18 protein-coding genes and 1 tRNA gene are annotated in these 15,272 nt (G+C 69.6%); 8 read left to right on the forward strand and 11 right to left on the reverse strand.

From position 1 onward, the window contains the following. Complete coding sequence (locus E6A26_RS13915) at positions 1–618, reverse strand: DUF47 domain-containing protein (protein ID WP_136611797.1); 618 nt, start codon at positions 616–618, stop codon at positions 1–3. Positions 619–1,083: 465 nt separating this feature from the next. On the opposite strand from E6A26_RS13915, the gene E6A26_RS13920 reads away from it, so the two are divergent. After that, positions 1,084–3,642 carry a LuxR C-terminal-related transcriptional regulator gene (locus E6A26_RS13920; RefSeq protein WP_136611798.1) on the forward strand — a complete coding sequence of 853 codons (2,559 nt, stop codon included), beginning with the start codon at positions 1,084–1,086 and terminating at the stop codon, positions 3,640–3,642. A 317-nt stretch (positions 3,643–3,959) separates the two neighbouring features. On the opposite strand, the gene E6A26_RS13925 is transcribed toward E6A26_RS13920, so the two are convergent. Beyond that, a complete protein-coding gene (locus tag E6A26_RS13925) occupies positions 3,960–4,622 on the reverse strand; it encodes a hypothetical protein (protein ID WP_136611799.1) in 663 nt (220 codons plus the stop codon). 114 nt (positions 4,623–4,736) lie between these two features. Here E6A26_RS13925 and E6A26_RS13930 point away from each other — a divergent pair. After that, positions 4,737–4,809: transfer RNA gene (locus E6A26_RS13930), tRNA-Lys, on the forward strand. A gap of 71 nt (positions 4,810–4,880) precedes the next feature. On the opposite strand, the gene E6A26_RS13935 is transcribed toward E6A26_RS13930, so the two are convergent. Beyond that, the gene (locus E6A26_RS13935) at positions 4,881–5,366 is read right to left on the reverse strand and encodes a winged helix-turn-helix transcriptional regulator (RefSeq protein ID WP_136611800.1); all 486 of its coding nucleotides are present in this window, start codon (positions 5,364–5,366) and stop codon (positions 4,881–4,883) included. A gap of 147 nt (positions 5,367–5,513) precedes the next feature. Between E6A26_RS13935 and E6A26_RS13940 the strand changes: the two genes are divergently transcribed. After that, positions 5,514–6,602, forward strand: coding sequence for a hypothetical protein (locus tag E6A26_RS13940; protein WP_136611801.1), 1,089 nt, complete (start codon positions 5,514–5,516; stop codon positions 6,600–6,602). After that, positions 6,599–7,414, forward strand: a complete 816-nt coding sequence (locus E6A26_RS13945) for an oxidoreductase (protein ID WP_136611802.1) — start codon at positions 6,599–6,601, stop codon at positions 7,412–7,414. The genes E6A26_RS13940 and E6A26_RS13945 overlap by 4 nt, the downstream gene beginning before the upstream one ends. A 32-nt stretch (positions 7,415–7,446) precedes the next feature. On the opposite strand, the gene E6A26_RS13950 is transcribed toward E6A26_RS13945, so the two are convergent. The 4 genes from E6A26_RS13950 to E6A26_RS13965 form a co-directional block, all read right to left on the reverse strand. Next, a complete protein-coding gene (locus tag E6A26_RS13950) occupies positions 7,447–7,752 on the reverse strand; it encodes a hypothetical protein (RefSeq protein ID WP_136611803.1) in 306 nt (101 codons plus the stop codon). A gap of 272 nt (positions 7,753–8,024) precedes the next feature. After that, positions 8,025–8,465 carry an SRPBCC family protein gene (locus E6A26_RS13955; RefSeq protein WP_136611804.1) on the reverse strand — a complete coding sequence of 147 codons (441 nt, stop codon included), beginning with the start codon at positions 8,463–8,465 and terminating at the stop codon, positions 8,025–8,027. Between the two features lie 96 nt (positions 8,466–8,561). After that, the gene (locus E6A26_RS13960; RefSeq protein WP_136611805.1) at positions 8,562–8,972 is read right to left on the reverse strand and encodes an ImmA/IrrE family metallo-endopeptidase; all 411 of its coding nucleotides are present in this window, start codon (positions 8,970–8,972) and stop codon (positions 8,562–8,564) included. A 73-nt stretch (positions 8,973–9,045) separates the two neighbouring features. Beyond that, complete coding sequence (locus E6A26_RS13965) at positions 9,046–9,255, reverse strand: dodecin (protein ID WP_136611806.1); 210 nt, start codon at positions 9,253–9,255, stop codon at positions 9,046–9,048. Positions 9,256–9,312: 57 nt separating this feature from the next. On the opposite strand from E6A26_RS13965, the gene E6A26_RS13970 reads away from it, so the two are divergent. Together E6A26_RS13970 and E6A26_RS17965 are read left to right on the forward strand one after the other, a co-directional pair. Then, entirely contained in the window at positions 9,313–10,131 is an 819-nt protein-coding gene (locus tag E6A26_RS13970) for a putative protein N(5)-glutamine methyltransferase (RefSeq protein ID WP_234865502.1), read from the forward strand. A 263-nt stretch (positions 10,132–10,394) separates the two neighbouring features. Then, on the forward strand, positions 10,395–10,649 hold the full coding sequence (locus E6A26_RS17965) for a LapA family protein (protein ID WP_234865504.1): 255 nt from the start codon (positions 10,395–10,397) through the stop codon (positions 10,647–10,649). A 22-nt stretch (positions 10,650–10,671) separates the two neighbouring features. Here the strand turns inward: E6A26_RS17965 and E6A26_RS13980 are convergent, their stop codons facing one another. Continuing rightward, the gene (locus E6A26_RS13980; RefSeq protein ID WP_136611808.1) at positions 10,672–11,877 is read right to left on the reverse strand and encodes a beta-ketoacyl-[acyl-carrier-protein] synthase family protein; all 1,206 of its coding nucleotides are present in this window, start codon (positions 11,875–11,877) and stop codon (positions 10,672–10,674) included. A 177-nt stretch (positions 11,878–12,054) separates the two neighbouring features. Between E6A26_RS13980 and E6A26_RS13985 the strand changes: the two genes are divergently transcribed. Then, positions 12,055–12,813 carry an SDR family NAD(P)-dependent oxidoreductase gene (locus tag E6A26_RS13985; protein ID WP_136611809.1) on the forward strand — a complete coding sequence of 253 codons (759 nt, stop codon included), beginning with the start codon at positions 12,055–12,057 and terminating at the stop codon, positions 12,811–12,813. Between the two features lie 18 nt (positions 12,814–12,831). On the opposite strand, the gene E6A26_RS13990 is transcribed toward E6A26_RS13985, so the two are convergent. Beyond that, positions 12,832–13,794, reverse strand: coding sequence for a D-2-hydroxyacid dehydrogenase family protein (locus E6A26_RS13990; RefSeq protein ID WP_136611810.1), 963 nt, complete (start codon positions 13,792–13,794; stop codon positions 12,832–12,834). A gap of 36 nt (positions 13,795–13,830) precedes the next feature. Here E6A26_RS13990 and E6A26_RS13995 point away from each other — a divergent pair, with 36 nt between their 5' ends. Beyond that, complete coding sequence (locus tag E6A26_RS13995; protein ID WP_168928750.1) at positions 13,831–14,493, forward strand: pentapeptide repeat-containing protein; 663 nt, start codon at positions 13,831–13,833, stop codon at positions 14,491–14,493. Between the two features lie 144 nt (positions 14,494–14,637). Here the strand turns inward: E6A26_RS13995 and E6A26_RS14000 are convergent, their stop codons facing one another. Together E6A26_RS14000 and E6A26_RS14005 are read right to left on the reverse strand one after the other, a co-directional pair. Further along, positions 14,638–14,916 carry an HPr family phosphocarrier protein gene (locus tag E6A26_RS14000; protein ID WP_136611812.1) on the reverse strand — a complete coding sequence of 93 codons (279 nt, stop codon included), beginning with the start codon at positions 14,914–14,916 and terminating at the stop codon, positions 14,638–14,640. Positions 14,917–14,964: 48 nt separating this feature from the next. Continuing rightward, positions 14,965–15,272: putative PEP-binding protein (locus E6A26_RS14005; RefSeq protein WP_327407699.1), on the reverse strand; the 308-nt coding region annotated here is incomplete at its 5' end.

Here is a 15,272-nt window from a genome sequence, read left to right on the forward strand (position 1 = left end):
TCACGATTCCTTGACGATGATGCGGCCCACGCTTGCGGCGACACCCCTCAGGGCCTGCGCCGCGCCTTGAAGCGCGCGCGCCATCTCGACCACCCGGGCGTAGGCGCCGAGGGAAAGCTCCCGCATGGCCTTCGCGCTCCAGACGCGATGCGTGTGATCGGCTCGCTTCGCGAGCCGGAGCATCTCCGCCCAATAGTCCTCGAGTTCGTCGAGGCGGCCGAGTCCCCGCATCGCCGCGACGGTGAGTTCCGACTGCCGGTTGACGATCTCGAGTTGGTCCGAGGCCTCACGGGCCATGCGCTCGAGGCGATTGACCACGATGATCTCGCCGACGGCGACGAGCTGGTCCATGGACTTGCCGAGGCCCTCCGAGAGCTCGAGGAGGTCCTCGCGCGGCAGCGGATTGATGAAGCTTGTACGGAGCTGAGTCAGGAGGGAGCGCTGGAGCTCCGAGGTGCGGGCATCGATCTTCATGAGTTCTTCGAAGATGCGCTCATGGTCTTGGCGACGCGCTCCGAACATCTCGGACAGGATCTGCCCGGCCAGGACGGACTGCTGGGCGATGTCGGCAAGGAGCTCCAGCGCGGCGGTCTCTTGGGGGAAGAGGCGCAGCTTCATGGACTCTCTTCTCGTGCGGACCGGCGGGCCGGTTGACCAGGGCCGGCAAGCACCGGCAATCCGCATCGTACGCGAGAAAAGTGAATCCACTGCAACCGTATTTCTGGGCATGGCGCATGCCAGATTTGCGCGGGAAGTGCAGCCAGCCGCCGTCGGCCACTGAGCCGTGAGCGCCGCCCCCACGGAGACGGTGGGGCAGCCACACTGAGATGCCGTGCACCGACCTAGTCTGCCGCGTTCCGCACCCGCCCGAGGTCTTCCCTCATCAGAACGACGGCCGGATGGCTGGGGCCCGCGCACTCCACGGGCCCCACGCGGAGCCACACGGAGCCACACGGAGACCGCAGCACGGAGGCCCGAACGCCTCGCCACTGAGGGGCCGTGTTGGCGTCATAGTGTCAAATTTGGCCACGCAAATGCGGGGGGCTGTATGGGGGCAGACAACGTGAGCGAGGTCTTTCGAAGTTGTTTGAGCAAGAAATCATCCGTGTCCTTGACTACGCGGCACGAGGTCTCGGAGTGCGCATCGTCGGCTCCGCCGGGAGTGGCAGGACCACGGTGGCCAGGAAAGTCGTCGAGGAGCTGGAGGACCAAGGCGCAAAGGTCTACGCCATCTTCAGCATCCCGTCGCTCACGGCAGTGCCGTTCGCGGGGGTCCTTTCGCTCGGGCTCGACCTGAGGTCGCGCGCCGTCGGAATCCTCGGGGTCTCGGACCTCTTGTCCGAGCATCTCGCGAGGCCGGGCCGGCGGGTCCTCGTTGTGGACGACGTCGAGACGCTCGACCGCGAATCGCTGTCCGTCATCGACATCGTCCAGAGGCGTACTGAGGTCCCGGTCATCGTCACGGCGAGCGATGCCCCGCTCCGCGTCGCCCTGCCGGCCCATGCCGTCGCGCGGTGGCCCCAGGCCACCGTGGCCCTGCCGCCGCTGCGCTACGAGCAGGTCAACCTCCTCATCGCGCAGCTGCTCGGGGCGCCGGCCGACGTGGACGTCGCCGCGCGGGTGCTCACGAAATCGGGCGGGAACCTGCGCCTCGCAGTCCGGATCATCGAGACCGCAGTGCTCAGCGAGCAGCTCGTCCTGCGCGACGGGCAGTGGCGCATGAACAGTCCCACCCTCTTCAACGAGCACCTGCACGCGACCGTTGAGGCAATGCTCCAGGGCCTCAAGCCGGAGGAGTTCCGCGCCCTGGGCACGATGGCGGTGCTCGGGCCGGCGGTCGTGGACCGTCTGGCGTCCGTGGCAGGGGCCGAGGTCCTCGACGCGCTCGAGCACCGCGGCCTCGTCTCGGTAGTGCCTGGGCCGGACGGTACGCTGCTGGGCTCGGTCTTCCCGCCGCTCATTGAGGACTACCTCAAGGGTCACATCGCGAGTTCACGGAGGATCTTCCGCAGCGTGATCACCGACGAGTTCGCCGTCGCTGCGAGCGAACACGAGGACGCGGCGGCGGCCGGGGTCGGAGACGGAGCCGTCGCGGCGGCGCTCGCCGCACTGCGAGCGGAGCTCAAGGGCAACCAAGTGGCGATGTCGCGGTACTTCCACCGGCGACTCGACGCGCTAGAGCAGTTCCACTACCGGGTGTGGGAGCTTGATCGCAGCATGGCCAACGCGGTCGCGTTCCTGCGCGTCTACTGGGGTGCCCCTATCGATCCGCACCGGGTGCAGGAGGTCTTCACGAAGACGAGCTCGGTGGGGTGCGATCCCGCTGATCTGCTCTTCTTCACGATGACGCGGGCGCTGTGGCTCGTCATGAACGACGGCGAGCTGGACGACGCCAAGGAGATGGTCCGCAAGGCGGCCGAGTCCGAGCCCACATGGTCTGGCGAGGCGGAGGCCATCGCGCTGTTCCTTGACGCGACGTACCACGCCGTCCCGGGAGACATCGACGAGATCTTCGCTCGGCTCGAGGGCCTTCACCCGAAGAGCGGGCTCGTGGCGGCGGTGAGAGGAGCGATCGAGCTCTACCGCTTCGATCCGGAGGCTGCGCTTCGGGCGCTCGACTCCGCCGAGGGGTTCGGGACCCTTCCCCGCTTCGAGCAGTTCGTCCGCGGGATGGCATTGTTCGTCAGCGGGCGGGTGGACGAGGCGCTCGTCTTCGCGCTCGACCGGCGGCGCGACGCGCTGCGTTCGGTGGACCAGTTCAGCCTCATCGCCAACAGCTATGTCGCGGCGCTCGCCCTCCTGTATCGAGGCCGGTATGACGAGGCCGAGTACCTCATGGGCTGGGCGTTCTCGCTCAGGCGCCCTGGGTTCCTGGTGGGCGCGCTCTACAACGCCATGCTCAGGCTCTCGTCCCTGCGGACCTGCGGAGTGGCCGCACTTGGGTCTCAAGCCGGCACCGGCGCCGCGGTTCCCGACGTCGGCCCATTCCCGGGGACGGGCAAGGGGCTCTACGAGCTCGTGACGAGGAGGCCCAACACGCTCGATTCGTTCGACGAGAGCGCGACCAGGCTCATCGACGCTGCGCTCGACCTCGGGTACGTCACCGAGGCGGTCATGACGGGCATCTTCACGCTGTGCCTCCTGCCGACGCCCGGCATCAAGCGCCGGGTCGAGCGGTTGCTCGCCGACTTCCACAACACGCAGCACGATCAGCTCCTCGCCGTCGCAGGGGCGGCTCTGGCGGGGGACACCAAGGGCCTCGTCGCGATTCTGGACGACTATCAGCCGGACGAGGACGTGTACCAGACGTCAATGCTTCTCCGGGGTGCCGCCCGGCGCAGCAGGATCCTGGGTGATTCGCCGACTGCGTCCGCGATTGAGCGCGCAGCGAACGCCTTCGCTCGCCGGCTTCGTCCGGGGGGCCAGTACATCGTGTTCGAGCCCGAGGTCGCCGCGTCCGCCCTGACCGCGCGGGAGACCGAGATCGCGCTCATGGCAGGCCAGAAGAGCAACCAGGAGATCGCCGAGCAGTTCGGCCTGAGCATCCGTACCGTGGAGAGCCACATCTCCAATGCTCTCCGTAAGACGAGCACCACGACCCGGCGGGCGCTGTTCGAGCTCGTGCGGGACATGGTGTCGTAACGCTGAACGGACGACGGCGACCTGCGCCGCCGGGGCCGGGCCCGACGGCGGCGCAGGTGTCCGCGGGCGAGGCTGGGGAAGGCCCGCTGGGCAAAGAAAAGACCCGCTGTGCGGGTCTTCGAAAGCTTAGGAGCGCCGAACCGGGACCGCCTCTCGGCGGAAGGCCGCTCTAGGCGGCTAAGTGTTGGAGCCCGGGGGTGCCGCGGTCCGACGCCACATTCAGTCTTCTACGGGCTTCCCGAGTAGTCAACCTCGACCGGCCGGTAGCAAGCCTTCCGAGCCCGTTCTCGCGGTGCCGACTGCCCTCCGTGCGGCCTTCAGTCGAGCTGGCCGCGCCGCCATGCCTTGGCAGATGCCTCGAGGTCCTCGGCGGTCTTGACGAGCTGATGAGCGTTCTTTGTGAGCTTCGTCGCATGCGCCGAGTTGGACCACTCGGCGCTGTCCGCGAGGGTCGCCTGGCCGAGTGCTACGACGCGGCAGAAGGCGGCGGATCGCTCGAGCGCAACGTCGAAGTCGCCGTCGAACGCCCCGGAAAGGATCGCATCAGCCATGGCGGTCAGCTCGTCCGCCCCCGGGGGCTCGGCCACACCGGCGACGGCGTGGGAGACCTGCGCCGTGTCCTTGCCGGCCGTGAAGTACACGGAGATGCGCTCGGGGTCGCTGCGCGTCGCCGCCCGAAGTGCGTAGAGGCGCCAGAGCGCGCCGGGAAGCGATCGGGCAGGGCTCTCCGCCCACATCTCAGCGATCGAATCGAGCCCCTGTTCGTCGGCCAGCCGGACCAAGCGGCGCGTGATCTCGGGGTCGTCGCTCTCGCGCCCGCGCCGCACGAGCGCCTGGGCGGCCAGATGTGCGGCCTCCGAGACTCGGGCCGGATCGGCTCCGCCCGCGAAGGGCTCGAAGTCGATGGGCGCGAAGGGCTTCGGCTTGTGCGGCCGAATGGGGCCTGTTGAGCTTCCGGGTCCTCCTGTGTGCTCGCTCATGCCAAGTACGGTACTCCTCTTGGCCCGGCGGTGCGCTGGGCGGGAGGGCGCTCTCGGAACGACTCCGCAGGGCGCGCTGCGCTAGAGTACTAGTGATCGGCTGGGACCGGTCTGGGGCCTTTAGCTCAGTTGGTAGAGCAGCGGACTTTTAATCCGCGGGTCGTGGGTTCGAGACCCACAGGGCCCACCCGAATTCAATGTTCAAACCCTCGACGCGCGCCGTGGGCGCGGATCTGCAGCAATGCCAGGTCGGCGGGCTCAGGAAGCAGTCTGGGGGACGGGAACGGGACGCGCTGCGGGCCCGGGTTGGCCCTCGGCCTCCGGCGGTGAGAGGGGTCCGTGCCCGGCCTCGCAGTACGCCAGCATGCGTATCTCTTCCCCGCAGCCGCGATGGCGGACCTCCCAGGGCGCACCCTCGGGATCGGCCGCGTGCCGGTCACCCCATTGCTTCAGCGCGATCAGCACGGACCAGAGGTCCCAGCCCTTCTCGGTCAGCACGTACTCATGCCGAGTGCGCGCGCCAGACTCCCGGTACGGGACGGCCTCCAAGATGCCGGCGGCCACCAGCTTGCGCAGGCGGTCGGCGAGAACCGCCTCGGACAGGCCCATGTGCCGGCGGAAGTCGTCGAAGCGGCGGACGCCGTTCATGGCATCGCGCAGGACCAGCAGCGACCACTTCTCGCCGATCAGCTCGAGGGTGCGCTGAACCGTGCAGTTCTCGGTGCTCGTCTCCAGCCAGCTCATGTCGGCCATTCTATGCTGGCTTCACAATTGACAGCTAGCCCTTGACGGATCTAACTTTCGAATATGAAGCCAGCCGAGGTGGCGATGTCTGCGACAGGACGCGGAGCTATGTCTGGCAGGACCCGCCACCAGCACTCAAGGAAGACCATGCAGACGATCCCCAGCGAGGCTGATCTTCAAATTGCCGCTTCGAGCGATGCCGCGGCGAAGCGGGGGCCGGAGCCGGAAGGCCGGACGCCCGTGGGGGTCTGGCTCCAGCCGGCCCTGATCGCCATCGTCCTGGCATCGGCCTTCATCGCCTGCTATATCGGGCTGCAGCGAGACGCCACGCCGCACCACCTGCCCGTCGCTGTGCTGGGCAGCCACCTGTCCGAGCAGGTCCAGAACACCCTCGGAGACGCCGTCGCCACCCAGCCCTCCGGTTCCGCCGCCGCGGCACACGCCGCCCTCGAGGACCGGGACGTCGTCGCCGTCCTGGCCCAGGAAGCCCCCGGTCGACTCGTGCTCCACGTAGCGGGCGCGAACGGCCTGTCCACCACAACTGCCGTGGAGAACCTCCTCACCGCCTACGCCCACCGGGCTGGACAGGGCCTCAGCATTACCGACGACGTCCCGCTCGTCGCCTACGACAGCCGGGGCCTGGCCGGTTTCTACCTCGCTTTCGGCGTCACCCTGGCAGGCTTCGTCCTCGCGCAGAACACCTTGGCCCTGTCTGCTCGTATGCGCCTTCGGCACCGCCTCACCCTGATTGTCGCCTGCTCGGCGGCGGTCGGACTGGTCGGGGCGATCCTGGCCGGTCCGATGCTCGGTGCCGTCCCCGCACCGTTCGCCCCCCTGGCGCTCACGCTGGCGCTGCTCGCCGCAGCGGCGGCCTTCGCCACCAAACTCCTGGGCTCCTTCTTCGGCGCTGTCGGCGTCCCGATGGCAACCCTGCTGCTGCTGACCGTTGGCAACTCGACCAGCGGCGCGACGATCGGGGAGGACCTGCTGCCCGCAGGCGCCCAGGCGGTCTCCGCGGCGCTTCCGCCGGGAGCAGCGGTGCGCGCAATCACCGGCCTGAGCTACTTCAGCGGAGCCCATGTCGCCCCCGCGCTGTTGACCCTGGGCCTATGGGTGCTCCTGTGCGCGGCCCTGGTCTGGGCCAGGGAGGCCTTCCGCCGCTCCAAGCGGCACCCGGGACGCCTTCTCCTCGGGGCGAAGTCGTCATCTTCCAATCCGAACGGGAGTAATCCATGACCCCTGCCAAGCGTGTCGCCCTTGTCACCGGCGCTTCCTCGGGCATCGGCGCGGCCGCCGGCACCGCTCTGCTCGAGGCTGGCTTCGAGGTCGTGGGCACGAGCCGCAGGGCCGCCGGGCTCACGACCGCCAGCGGGGTGACGCTGATCGGCCTCGACGTCACCAGCGAGGAATCCGTTACCACCGCCGTGGCCCAGGTGATGGAGCGCTTCGGCAGGATCGACGTGCTCGTGAACAACGCCGGCATCGGGGCGTCCGGGGCGGCCGAGGACAGCTCTGTCGATCTCGACCGCCGCATGTTCGATGTCAATGTCTTCGGCGTCATGCGCACAACCAAGGCCGTCCTCCCGCACATGCGCGCCCAGGGCTCGGGCCGCATCGTAAACGTCTCCTCGATCCTGGGCCTCATCCCCCAGCCCTACATGGCGGCCTACGCGTCGACGAAATGGGCGATCGAAGGGTGGACCGAATCCCTCGACCACGAGGTCCGCGAGCACGGCATCCGCGCCGTGATTGTCGAGCCGGCCTGGACCAACACCGGATTCGAGGCGAACGCCCTCGACGCCGACCAACCGGTCCCTGCGTACGCGGGCCAGCGGAAGATCTTCGCCGCCTACGTCAGCGACGCCCTCGAGCGGGGCGACGCCCCGTCCGTCGTCGCCGCCTCGATCGTCGCCGCGGCGCAAGACCCCAAGCCGAGGCTCCGATATGCAGCGGGCACGCGCGTGGGACCGGTCAGCCTGATGCGCCGCTTCGTGCCCCGCTCCGCCTTCGACGCTCAGATCCGAAAGCTCAACCGCCTGCCCCGTTGATGCCCGTTCGCCCGCCCCCGCCGAGGTTTGAGCTACGCCGAGCGGCCGATCCATTGGGGCTCGATCTGGCGCCGATCCACCTGCGTCGCCTCGACCCAGAATTCGCGGGCGGCCTGGTAGTACGACATCCGCCACAGCACCTGGACCAGCACGTGCCGGCCGGTCCAGGCGAGCGCGAAGCCCTTGTCCGTCTGGGGCTGCCGCCCGTCGTCGAACGCGAGTCGCACCCAGACGGGCAGCGCCTTGTGCGCGTGGGTGACGCTCCGGGCGTCGATGGCTGACTGGGGAACCGCGATGGGATCTCGTTCGGGTTCGTCATGTTGATTCAGCGCGCTCATGCGCCACATGTTCCCCACTCGGACCGACAATCGGACGGACCAGGCCCTCAGTGGCCCGCCCGGAAACTCAGTGGCAAGAGCGGACATACGTAGGGCCGCGGAGGCCGCCACTGAGGCCTCCGCAGGGACCCCCGTGTAGGCTGTCCGAGGCGCGCTCGGGCTTGGTGCGAGTGAAAAGTGTCACGTCCCCCACGCGACACCTCGGGCGCGCCCCTCAGCGAAGAACGGCCTCCGACCGCGAGTGGTCGGAGGCCGCTTCGTCGGGCTGCGAACTACGCGCTTTCGAGATGCGCCTTCGCCTTCGGCAAGGCGCCGACCTCGCCGTCCATGGTCTTCTGGACCATGCCTGCCATGAGGACTGCCTTGAGGCCGGACAGCTCAGCCGAGAGGCTGAACGTGACTTTCGTGCCGCCGTCGGCCGCCTCGAAGCGGTAGTCGCCGTGCGGGCGCACGGGGCCCGAAGTGGCCTCGAACGCCACGTGCCATTCGGGTTCGAAGGCCGTCACCTTGACGTCGGCCGAGATGCTGCGGCCGCCGGGCCCGGCCACGGTCTGCTCGTACTGCGTGCCGACGCCGAGCTCGCCGAGCCTCCGGATCGACTTCACTCCGGAACGCCACTTCGGATCGTTCTCTGCGTCTGAGAAAAACGCGAATACCTCGCTGATCGGCCGGGCAATCACTACGCTGCCCGAGGCCGCGACCTGCTTTGCCATGGTCCATCCCTCCGTGACGTGGTGGCCAGCCGGAAGGTAGTGCGCGGCCACTCTGGCCGCATTGTACGTGGGCGGGCGAACCACGAGGAGAGTGCGTCAGGGCATCCTCGAGGCCCTCGCGCTCGCGGCAAGCCGCGTCTGTTCGTCCTCGGTGAGGGCAGTCAGGCGATCCTGGACCACGTCCGCGGTTACCCAGAGTTCCTCGGCGAGTTCCGCTGGGTGCTGCGTCCACCGATACGCCTCGCAGAGATCCTCGATGCGAATGAGGCGCCGCGCTGTCTCCTCCCGCACGAGGCGCTCGATCCGAGGGGCCTGACAGCGCGTGTGGCCGTGTTCGAGGTGCACCAGCTCATGCGTGAGGGCGCAGCGGCGTTCCGCCTGCTGCAGGCGTTTGTCGAGCCAGATGCGGGCCTGGCCGTCGGTCCGGCCAGGCGCCCCGTCCGGCATGAGGATGAAGTGCAGTGTGACGTGCGTCAGTTCGCGCAGTGCCCCCCAAGGACTGAACACGAGGCCAGACTAGAGGGTGGGCCCGACATTCGTGTCCGCCCGGGAGGCGCGGCGCAAGGCGGCGACTGGAGAGTCAGCGCTCGAGCCGGAAGCCGAGCTTGATCGTGACCTGCCAGTCCTCCACGGTCCCGTTCTCGATATGGCCGCGGATCGACTGGACCTCGAACCAGTCCAGGTTCCGCAGCGTCTGCGACGCCGTCTCGACGGCGTTCTTCACCGCTTGGTCGACGCCGTCCGGCGAGGTGCCGACGATCTCCGAAATGCTGTAGGTGTGCCCTGCCATGGTTCCTCCTGACAGTCGGGGGCCGCGCTGGCCCGACGGTGATGGCAGACTATCGCCGTGACCATCTCGAGGCCAGACTCCGGCGAGACGTCAGAGCCTGCGCCCGCGGAGGATCCGCTCGTCCGCCTGCTGCGCGCCGCGGGCTGCGTCTTCGCCGAGGACGAGTCCCGCCTCTTGCGCGAGGCAGCGGCCGACGGCGGCGATCTCGACGCGCTGACAGCCCGCCGCATCGCCGGCGAACCTCTCGAGTCGGTGGTCGGCTGGGCCGAATTCTGCGGGCTGCGCATCGCCGTCGAGCCGCGGGTCTTCGTCCCGCGGAAGCGCAGCGAACTCGTGGCGCGGGAGGCGGCGAAGCTGGCCGCCGCGGCGGGGCCGGGCGCCGTCGTCGTCGACCTCTGCTGCGGCAGCGGGGCCATCGGTGCGGCCGTTGCGAGCGCCGTGCCGGGGATCGAGCTTCACGCCGCGGACATCGACCCTGCGGCGGTGGGCGTTGCGCGCCGCAACATCGCCCGGTTTGGTGGGCGCGCCTACGCGGGAGACCTCTTCGGTGCACTCCCGGCGGGCCTCCACGGCCGCATCGCGGTGATCGCCGCCAACGCGCCCTACGTGCCGAGCGGGGAGATCTCGCTCATGCCACCCGAGGCGCGCGACCACGAACCTCTCGCCGCGCTTGATGGCGGCCCGGACGGGCTGGATCTCCAGCGTCGCGTCGCCCGGGGCGCGGGGGAGTGGCTGACGCCGGGTGGAACCCTCCTCATCGAGACGAGCAAGCACCAGTCGAGGACGACGGCGGCGATGCTCGCCGAAGCGGGGTTCGACGTGCGGATCGTGCGCGATGCGGAGATCGGCGGGACGGTCGCGATCGCGCGACGCTGATGCCGAGGCGCGCCACGCCTGCGTCTGCGAAACCTTCACGCTCCTCGCACCCGGTGCCTAGGGTGGGGTCTGAGGAGAGGAGACACATGAGCGAGCGACCTGAGACGCCGTCAGTCCCCGGCGGGGGCAGTGAGCGGCAAGGCGAGGGCCAGCGTCCGGAGCCGAGTCCACCGGGATCCACACCCGCGCGACAGGAGCCCACTGCGGCAGGGCCCGCGCCGACGCAGCGCCCAGAGCCTGCGCCCGCGAAGCCTGAGCAGCGCGTGACGCGAGCAGGTGCCGTATGGACCTCGGTGGTGGCGGGGCTCGCGGTGTTCGTGCTGCTGATCGTGTTCTTCATCCAGAACCAGGATCAGGTGCGCGTTCGCTTCCTTGGCCTCGACGGCAACGTGCCCCTCGCGCTGGCGCTCCTCATCGCAGCCGTCGGGGGCGGGATCATCGTCGCCCTTGCGGGCGGCATCCGGATCCTTCAGCTGCGCGTCACCGCCCGGCGTTCGCGCCGGACGTCCGGGAACTGACCGCCACCTCAGCCTGAGGCGGCTAGCTGCGGCTCAGGACGAGGGCCGCGTTGTGGCCGCCGAAGCCGAACGAGTTCACGATCGCCGCGCGCGAGGGAAGCTCGCGCTTGACGTTCGCCACGATGTCCAGCTTGATGGCGGGATCGATCCGGTTGAGGTTGATCGTGGGCGGGACCACGCTCTCGCGGAGGGCCATGATCGAGGCGATCGCACTGAGCGAGCCGGACGCGCCGAGGAGGTGCCCCGTCATCGCCTTGGTCGACGTGACGGGCGCGTGGATCCCGGTCTCGGCCAGGGCGTCTGCCTCGTTGATGTCGCCCGTCGGGGTGGACGTGGCATGCGCGTGCACGAAGTCGATGTCGCCGGGGGCGAGGTCCGCACTCCGCAGGGCGAGATTCATGGTGCGCGCCTGATTCGAGGGATCCGCACCGACGATGTCGAAGGCGTCCGAGGTGACGGCGGCGCCCTCCAGATAGGCGAAGATCTCGACGCCGCGCGCGCGGGCATGGGATTCGCGCTCAAGCACGAGCAGCGCCGCGCCCTCGCCCAGCACGAAGCCGTCGCGGTCTGCGTCGAAGGGCCGCGACGCGGCCTCGGGATCGTCGTTGCGCTTCGAGAGCGCACGGATCTGGCCGAAGGCGGCCAGAGTGAGCCCCGTGATCGCGGCCTCGGTCCCGCCGGCAACCACGATGTCCGCGTTGCCCGCGAGGATCATCTCGCGCCCCATGGCAATGGCCTCCGCGCCCGACGCGCACGCGCTTGTGGGCGTCCGTGCGCCGGCCTTGGCACCGAGATCGATCGAGAGCCACGCGGCAGGGCCGTTGCCCATGAGCATCGTCACCGTGTGCGGCGAGACCCGCCGCGGGCCGGAGCCCTCGAGCACGTGCTCCTGGGCGATGGTCGTGGTGATGCCGCCGATCCCCGTGCCGACGACGACGCCGAGGCGCTCGCCTTCGACCTCGGGCCGGCCCGCCATCTCCCACGCCTCGCGTCCGGCCACGAGAGTGAACTGCTCGCACCGATCGAGTCGCTTGATCTCGCGGACCGCGAGCGATTCGGCGAACGTGTCCGGGACAGTCCCGGCGATCCGGGTGGGAAGCTCCGAGGACCAGGAGTCCTCGAGCGCCGACACGCCCGAACGACCCTCGCGAAGGGCCTCCCAGGTGGACGGCGCATCGGTCCCGAGGGGGCTGACGGCCCCGAACCCGGTGATTGCAATGCGATCCATGACTTTAGTATTCCGGTTGAGGCACGTTTTAGGCGGTGTCGGAGCGATCAAGAGCCGCGTGCTGGATTTGGTGGGATCCTACAGTTCAACGGCCCGACCGGGTCGAACGACCTGTGCATCTTTGTACCGGATCAACAAACGGCGATGGTGCACGACACCCCGGTTTAGGCTGGTGGCATGACGACGGCACTCATCACCGGAGCGAGCTCGGGCCTCGGCGCCGAGTTTGCCCGACAGCTCGCAGCCCAAGGCCATGCTCTCGTCCTCGTGGCCCGCGACGGTGGCCGCCTCGAGCATGCCGCCGCTGAACTCCGATCCCGCACCGGGGTTGCCGTCGAGGTGCTCCCGGCAGACCTGACGGACCCCGCCCAGCTGGCCGCCGTCGTCGCCCGCGTGGCCGACCCCGCGCGGCCGGTGGGGATCCTCGTGAACAACGCCGGGATCGGGCTCCTGCACGACTTCGACAGGAATCCGCTCGAGGACGAGGTCCGTCACCTCCGCCTTCACGTCGAGGCGACGTTGAGCCTGTGCCACGCGGCCCTGCAGGCCATGACCCAGCGACGCGAGGGACGCATCATCAACGTCGCGTCCGTGGCCGCCTTCGTGCCACGTGGCAGCTATTCGGCCGCCAAGGCATGGACGCTAGCGTTCAGCCGCTGGGCCAACATTCACTACAAGCGCGACGGCGTGCTCGTCACCGCCCTGTGCCCAGGCTTCGTGCACACCGAGTTCCACGAGCGGATGGGCATGAACAAGGGCCTCATCCCGCCGTTCATGTGGCTGCGCGCCGAGCGCGTGGTGCGTGACGGCCTGCTCGACAACATCCGCGGCAAGGGCGTCTCGGTGCCGTCGCGCCGGTACAAGTCGATCGTGGCACTCACTCGAGTGCTCCCCGGGCGCGTGCTGCAGGGGCCGCAGCGGCGCCCGCAGCGCTGACAGCGCGCCCGCGGGGTCTCAGAGGTTCTTCGGAGGGAGCTCAAGCAGCCGGATCGGGGCGCCTGCGGCGAACGCCGCGATGTCCTCGACCGCGTCACGGTAGAAGATCTCGTACTGCTCGCGCGTCACGTAGCCGATGTGGGGCGTGGTGATGGCCCGCCGTTCGTGGCGCAGCGGGTGGTCCGCGGGAAGGGGCTCGACGTCGAACACGTCGAGCGCCGTGAGGCCGAGCCGGTCGCCGCGAAGCGCGGCCAGGAGCGCGGCCTCGTCGACGATCGGACCGCGAGACGTGTTCACGAGGATCGCATCCGGCTTCATGAGCCCGAGCTCTGCGGATCCGACGAGGCCGCGCGACCGCTTGGACAGCACGAGGTGGATCGTGAGGACGTCGGCGGTCGCGAACAGCTCCTCCTTCTCGACCAGCCGCGCGCCTACCTCGGCGGCGCGTTCCTCCGTGAGGTTCTGGCTCCACGCCACGACGTCCATGCCGAACGCGAGGCCCACCTTCGCGACGCGGGAGCCGAGGTTCCCGAGCCCCAGGACGCTCAGGCGGCGCCCCTCGAGGTTGCGGCCCAGCGTGGTCTGCCAGCCGCCCGAGCGGATCGCGCCGAGTTCGACGTCGAGGCGGCGGGTGGCTGCGTGGATGAGGGCCCAGGTGTGCTCCGCCGCAGGGGAGGGCAGGTAGCCGGTGTGGCACACCGTGATGCCGCGGGCCGCGGTCGCCTTCAGGTCGATCGAGGCGTTGCGTCGGCCCGTCGAGACGATGAGCCTGAGCTCCGGCAGCCGCGCGAGGCGGTCCGCCGTGATCGGGGTTCGCTCCCGCATCGCGACCACGACGTCGTACCCCGCCAGGGCGGCGACTACGCCGTCGTCGTCCGCGCCCAGGTAGTCCGAGAAGAAGGTGACCTCCGCCTGGAGGGAATCCCAGTCGGCCAAGGAGGCGGCGATGCCCTGGTAATCGTCGAGGACCGCGATGCGCATGGGCACCAGCCTAAGCGCCCGGGCTACGATCGGCGGGTGAGCCCCCGAAAAGACAGCACCAGGCCACGGCTGACCGAGCTCCGTCTCGCGGGCCTCGTGCCCGGGTACGCGGGCGACATCGGGGCGGGGGAGCGGGCCGAGGGCCTCGCGTTCGACGGCGCGGACCTCACCGCGCGTCGCCTGGTCGGGGCCGCGTTCGTCGAATGCTCGCTCGCCGACGTCTCGGCGCACGAGGCGGACCTCACGGGGGCATCGTTCGTCGAGACTCGAATCGAGAGGCTCGGCGCCCCGAGCCTCTCGGCGCCGCGCTCGCGCTTCCGTGACGTCGAGCTCGGGGCGTCCCGCATCGGCTCCGCCGAGCTGTACGACTCGACCTGGGACGCGGTCGTGGTACGCGGCTGCAAGCTCGGCTTCGTCAACCTCCGTGCGGCAAAGCTCACCGACGTGCTGTTCGTCGGCTGCACCATCGAGGAGCTCGACCTCGGGCGGGCCACCGCGATGCGGGTCGCGTTCGAGGACTGCACGCTGGACTCCTTCGACGTGACCGCCGCCGAGCTCCTCCACGTCGACCTGCGCGGCGCCCGGCTGGGGCGCGTGGGCGGGGTCGAGGGGCTCCGCGGCGCGACCGTGAGCCCGTACCAGGCCGCCGAGCTCGCGGAGATCATGGCCGAGCACCTCGGGATCTCCGTTCGGGACTGACTCTCCAACGGCGGATCCGCGGGTATTGCGGGACGGCGCGCCCCGCAAGAAAAGCAGCAAGAAAAGCAGCAAGAAAAGCAAGGACGACGACGGCGCTGCTCGCCGTCGTCGTCCTTGCTTGGCTTGGTGCGCCCAGCAGGTGGCTTATTCGGCGTCGTGGTCGGTTTCGAGGATGGTGACGAGGTGGTCGAGGGCGGTTTCGGCGTTGGGGCCTTCGGCGCGGAGGGTGACTTTCTGGCCGTGTTCGGCGCCGAGGGACATGAGGGAGAGGATGCTGGAGGCGTCCATGGCTTCGTCTTCGGGGTCGCCTTCTTTGGCGATGGTGATCTCGAGTCCGGTGTCGCCGGCGGCTTCGGCGAAGATCGCGGCGGGGCGGGCGTGGAGTCCGACGCGGGAGCCGATGGTGGCGGTGCGTTCTGCCATGGGGTGTGCTTCCTTCTTCCTGGTGGGGCGGGGTTCTGGGGTGGGGTTTCAGAGGCCGAGCTGGTCGAGGATGGGCAGTTGGGCGCGGACGGCGGTGCGGGCTGCGGCGGCGGTGGGGGCGGCCAGGGCCAGGGCGGCGAGGTGCTGGGCCTGGGCCAGGGTGAGGGTGGCCAGGACGGTGTGGACGGCGGGCAGGGCCCGGGGGGTCATGGACAGGGTGGCCACGCCCAGGCCGGTCAGGACGGCGGCGAGGGCGGGGTCGGCGGCGGCTTCGCCGCAGACTCCGACGGGTTTGGGGGCCCCGGCGGCGTGGGCTGCGGTGGCGGCGCCGTCGCAGGTGGCCTTGACCAGGTGCA

Source organism: Sinomonas albida (assembly GCF_004919045.1).
In the GTDB taxonomy this organism is placed as follows: Bacteria; Actinomycetota; Actinomycetes; order Actinomycetales; family Micrococcaceae; genus Sinomonas; species Sinomonas albida.

Coding starts and splice junctions, on each gene's coding strand:
- E6A26_RS13915 (WP_136611797.1), bottom strand. CDS start 618: ATGAAGCTGCGCCTCTTCCCCCAAGAGACCGCCGCGCTGGAGCTCCTT.
- E6A26_RS13925 (WP_136611799.1), bottom strand. CDS start 4,622: ATGAGCGAGCACACAGGAGGACCCGGAAGCTCAACAGGCCCCATTCGG.
- E6A26_RS13935 (WP_136611800.1), bottom strand. CDS start 5,366: ATGAGCTGGCTGGAGACGAGCACCGAGAACTGCACGGTTCAGCGCACC.
- E6A26_RS13940 (WP_136611801.1), top strand. CDS start 5,514: ATGCAGACGATCCCCAGCGAGGCTGATCTTCAAATTGCCGCTTCGAGC.
- E6A26_RS13945 (WP_136611802.1), top strand. CDS start 6,599: ATGACCCCTGCCAAGCGTGTCGCCCTTGTCACCGGCGCTTCCTCGGGC.
- E6A26_RS13950 (WP_136611803.1), bottom strand. CDS start 7,752: ATGAGCGCGCTGAATCAACATGACGAACCCGAACGAGATCCCATCGCG.
- E6A26_RS13955 (WP_136611804.1), bottom strand. CDS start 8,465: ATGGCAAAGCAGGTCGCGGCCTCGGGCAGCGTAGTGATTGCCCGGCCG.
- E6A26_RS13965 (WP_136611806.1), bottom strand. CDS start 9,255: ATGGCAGGGCACACCTACAGCATTTCGGAGATCGTCGGCACCTCGCCG.
- E6A26_RS13980 (WP_136611808.1), bottom strand. CDS start 11,877: ATGGATCGCATTGCAATCACCGGGTTCGGGGCCGTCAGCCCCCTCGGG.
- E6A26_RS13985 (WP_136611809.1), top strand. CDS start 12,055: ATGACGACGGCACTCATCACCGGAGCGAGCTCGGGCCTCGGCGCCGAG.
- E6A26_RS13990 (WP_136611810.1), bottom strand. CDS start 13,794: ATGCGCATCGCGGTCCTCGACGATTACCAGGGCATCGCCGCCTCCTTG.
- E6A26_RS14000 (WP_136611812.1), bottom strand. CDS start 14,916: ATGGCAGAACGCACCGCCACCATCGGCTCCCGCGTCGGACTCCACGCC.